1 protein-coding gene is annotated in these 273 nt (G+C 70.7%); it reads left to right on the top strand.

Annotated features, from left to right (window positions below):
• Window positions 1-273, top strand: a 273-nt coding sequence (locus AAEY93_RS20570; RefSeq protein ID WP_351079511.1) for a hypothetical protein, incomplete at both ends; no start/stop codon positions are given.

Here is a 273-nt window from a genome sequence, read left to right as displayed (position 1 = left end):
CCTTCAAGGCGATGCTGCACGACTGGACCAACGAAGGCTTCGACCCGTTCGCGGCGCCCGAGGAAACGGGCACGGCGTTCGGCCGCAAGCACGGCGACAACGGCGCGGCGATCGAGCGCACGCGGATCGCGACGCGCCGCATGCCGGGGCTCGAAGGCGACTCGCCGTTGCGCGACGACCTGCCGGTCAACCGCGCGTTTCTCGACGTCGCGCAGGACGAGCCGGAAGTGCACGTCGAGCCGGGCTTCGAGGGCGAGCTGCACGCGTTCAACC

Origin of the sequence: Shewanella sp. CAL98-MNA-CIBAN-0140 (genome assembly GCF_040309905.1) — a bacterium.
Lineage (GTDB): Bacteria > Pseudomonadota > Gammaproteobacteria > Enterobacterales > Shewanellaceae > Shewanella > Shewanella psychromarinicola.
The sequence above is the reverse complement of the archived record's forward strand: the minus strand, read 5'-3'. Positions and strand labels throughout refer to the sequence as shown.